Raw genomic sequence first — 2678 nt, 5'->3', positions numbered from 1 at the left:
CGGGCACCGCCCTGCGCGCCGCATCGGGGTCTCCGTCGCCGGGCTCACCGTGCTCCCGGCCCTCGCCGTCGGCGGCTGGACCTGGCGCACCGGCGCCCTGCCCGCAGCCGCCGGCTGGCCCACGTTCGACCTGGTCATGACGGTCCTCGGGCTGCTCCTCCTGGCCTCGGTGCTCGTCCGACGAGGTGCCCGATGAACCCACCGCGACAGATCGGCAGCTGGCTCGTCGAGGCCGGGCTCATCACCGCCGACCAGCTCGACGTCGCCCTGGCACGTCAACGCGCCCAGGGCGGCCCGCTCGGCCGCCACCTGCTGCTCGACGGCAGCCTCAGCCGGCTCGACCTCTACCGGGCGCTCGCCCGGCAGTGGGAGGTGCCGCTCGTCGACCTGGTCGCCGAACCGCCCGAGCCCGGGCTCGTGGTCGACGCCGACCTGGTCGCCGCCGCCGACGAGGGCTGGCTGCCCTGGCGGCGGCGCGGCGACACCCTCGTCATCGCGACCAGCGCCGAACCCACCCCCCAGCTGCTCGAACGGGTCGGCCGCCGGCACGACGCCGCCCACGTCGAGGCCGTGGCCACCACCGACTGGGACATCACCCAGGCCGCGCAGGCCCAGTTCCGCGGCCACCTGCTGCACCGGTCGGCCGAGGAGTTCGCCGCCACCCACGCCGACCGCTCCGCCAAGTACGGCCTGGTCACCTGGCAGCGACTGGTCCCGGTGGCGCTCGTCGTCGCGCTGGTGGGCGGCGCCCTCGTCGACCTGCGGCTCACCGCCCTCATCGCGTTCGCCGTCACCAACATCGCGTTCAGCATCAACGTGCTGTTCAAGGTGATCGCAGCGCTGCGCGCCCCCGCCGTCGCGCACGCCGCAGCCCGCCGGCACCGGGCGCTCGACGAGGCCCGGGCCGCCGCCGGTGAGGCCGGGACCTGGGGCGTCGTCGAGGAGGACCTGCCGGTCTACACCGTCCTCGTGCCGGCGTTCCGTGAGGCCAACGTGATCGGGCAGGTGATGGAGAACATCGGCTCGCTGGACTACCCCACGTCCAAGCTCGACGTCCTCGTGCTGCTCGAGGAGGACGACGCCGAGACCATCGCCGCCGCCAAGGCCGCCGCGCCGCCGGAGTACGTGCGCATCCTCGTCGTGCCCCGCGGGCAGCCGCAGACCAAGCCGCGGGCCTGCAACTACGGTCTCGCCTTCGCCCGGGGCCGATACTGCGTCATCTTCGACGCTGAGGACCGGCCCGACCCCGACCAGCTGCGGGTGGCCGTCGAGGCGTTCCGCCGCGACGACGTCGAACGCGCGCACGGGCTGGCCCCCGAGCGTCCGCTCGTGTGCGTGCAGGCCGCGCTCAACTACTTCAACGCCGACTACAACGTCCTCACGCGCCTGTTCGCGGTGGAGTACGCGCACTGGTTCGACGCGATGCTGCCCGGGATGGACGGGCTGGACATCCCGCTGCCGCTGGGCGGCACCTCGAACCACTTCGACACCCTGGCCCTGCAGCAGGTCGGCGCCTGGGACCCGTACAACGTCACCGAGGACGCCGACCTGGGGCTGCGGGTCGACGCCGCCGGGTACCGGGTCGGCACCATCGACTCGGTCACCTGGGAGGAGGCCACGGCGCGGGTCCGGCCGTGGATCCGGCAGCGCACCCGCTGGATCAAGGGCTACATGATGACCGCCGCGGTGAACCTGCGGCACCCCCTCCAGTGGCTGCGCGACGCCGGTCTGCGCGGCAGCCTCACGATGGTCGGTCTCGTGCTCGGCACCCCGCTCGCGTTCCTGGCCTACCCGTTCGCCGTCGGGCTCACGGTCGTCACGCTGCTCGGCCTGCCCAGCCCCACCGGTCCGTTGCCGCACTGGTTGTGGCTGGCCGGGATCCTCAACCTCATCGTGAGCACGGGGCTGATGATCCTCGTCTCGGCGATCGCCGCATGGCGCCGCTACTCGTGGCGGATCGCGGTGTTCGCCCTGCTCAACCCGCTGTACTGGTGCGGGCACGCGGTCGCCGCGTGGCGGGCCGCCTGGCAGGCGCTGTTCGACCCGCACCGCTGGGAGAAGACGCCGCACGGGCTCACCGCCGAGTACACCGACTCGACGGTCGTCACCACGATCTGAGCCCGGAGGCCCGACGCCTCAGGCCCCGGTCGCCACCGGCCGAGACGGGTCCGCCGACCACTGCGACCAGGACCCGGGGTAGAGGGTCGCCTCGAGGCCGACGGCCGCGAGCGCCGCCACCTGGTGCGCGGCGGTCACGCCCGACCCGCAGTACACCGCCACCGGTGCACCGGCCGGCACCAGCGCCGCGAACCGGGCCCGCAGCTGCTCGTCCGGCAGGAACGCACCGACGGCGTCGAGGTTGTCCTGGGTGGGTGCGCTCACCGCACCGGGCACATGACCGGCGCGCGGGTCCACCGGCTCGACCTCACCGCGGAACCGCTCACCGGCCCGCGCGTCGAGCAGCACCCCCGGCCACCGGGCGGCGCCCTCGGCATCGGTCGTGGGCAGCGCACCGGGCCGCAGCACCACGTCACCCGGCAGCGCCGCCTGCTCACCGGACTCGACCGGCAGCCCCGCGGACTGCCAGGCCGCCAGCCCGCCGTCGAGCAGCCGCACCTGGCTCACCCCGGCCCAGCGCAGCAGCCACCAGGCCCGGGCCGCGGCCATCGCCCCGCCGG

General features: G+C 74.5%; 3 protein-coding genes. 2 read left to right on the top strand and 1 reads right to left on the bottom strand.

The annotated features are described in order from the left end of the window. On the top strand, positions 1-196 hold a 196-nt coding region (locus F2B26_RS15580), incomplete at its 5' end, for a hypothetical protein (RefSeq protein ID WP_201292782.1). Continuing rightward, on the top strand, positions 193-2118 hold the full coding sequence (locus F2B26_RS15575; protein WP_159810908.1) for a glycosyltransferase: 1926 nt from the start codon (positions 193-195) through the stop codon (positions 2116-2118). The genes F2B26_RS15580 and F2B26_RS15575, both read left to right, overlap by 4 nt. A gap of 18 nt (positions 2119-2136) precedes the next feature. On the opposite strand, the gene F2B26_RS15570 is transcribed toward F2B26_RS15575, so the two are convergent. Next, positions 2137-2678, bottom strand: a 542-nt coding sequence (locus F2B26_RS15570) for a sulfurtransferase (protein WP_201292781.1), incomplete at its 5' end; no start/stop codon positions are given.

This window comes from Cellulomonas citrea (assembly GCF_009829685.1).
GTDB classification, from domain to species: domain Bacteria; phylum Actinomycetota; class Actinomycetes; order Actinomycetales; family Cellulomonadaceae; genus Cellulomonas; species Cellulomonas citrea.
Note: the sequence above shows the minus strand (reverse complement) of the source record. Positions and strands in the feature narration are given on the sequence as shown.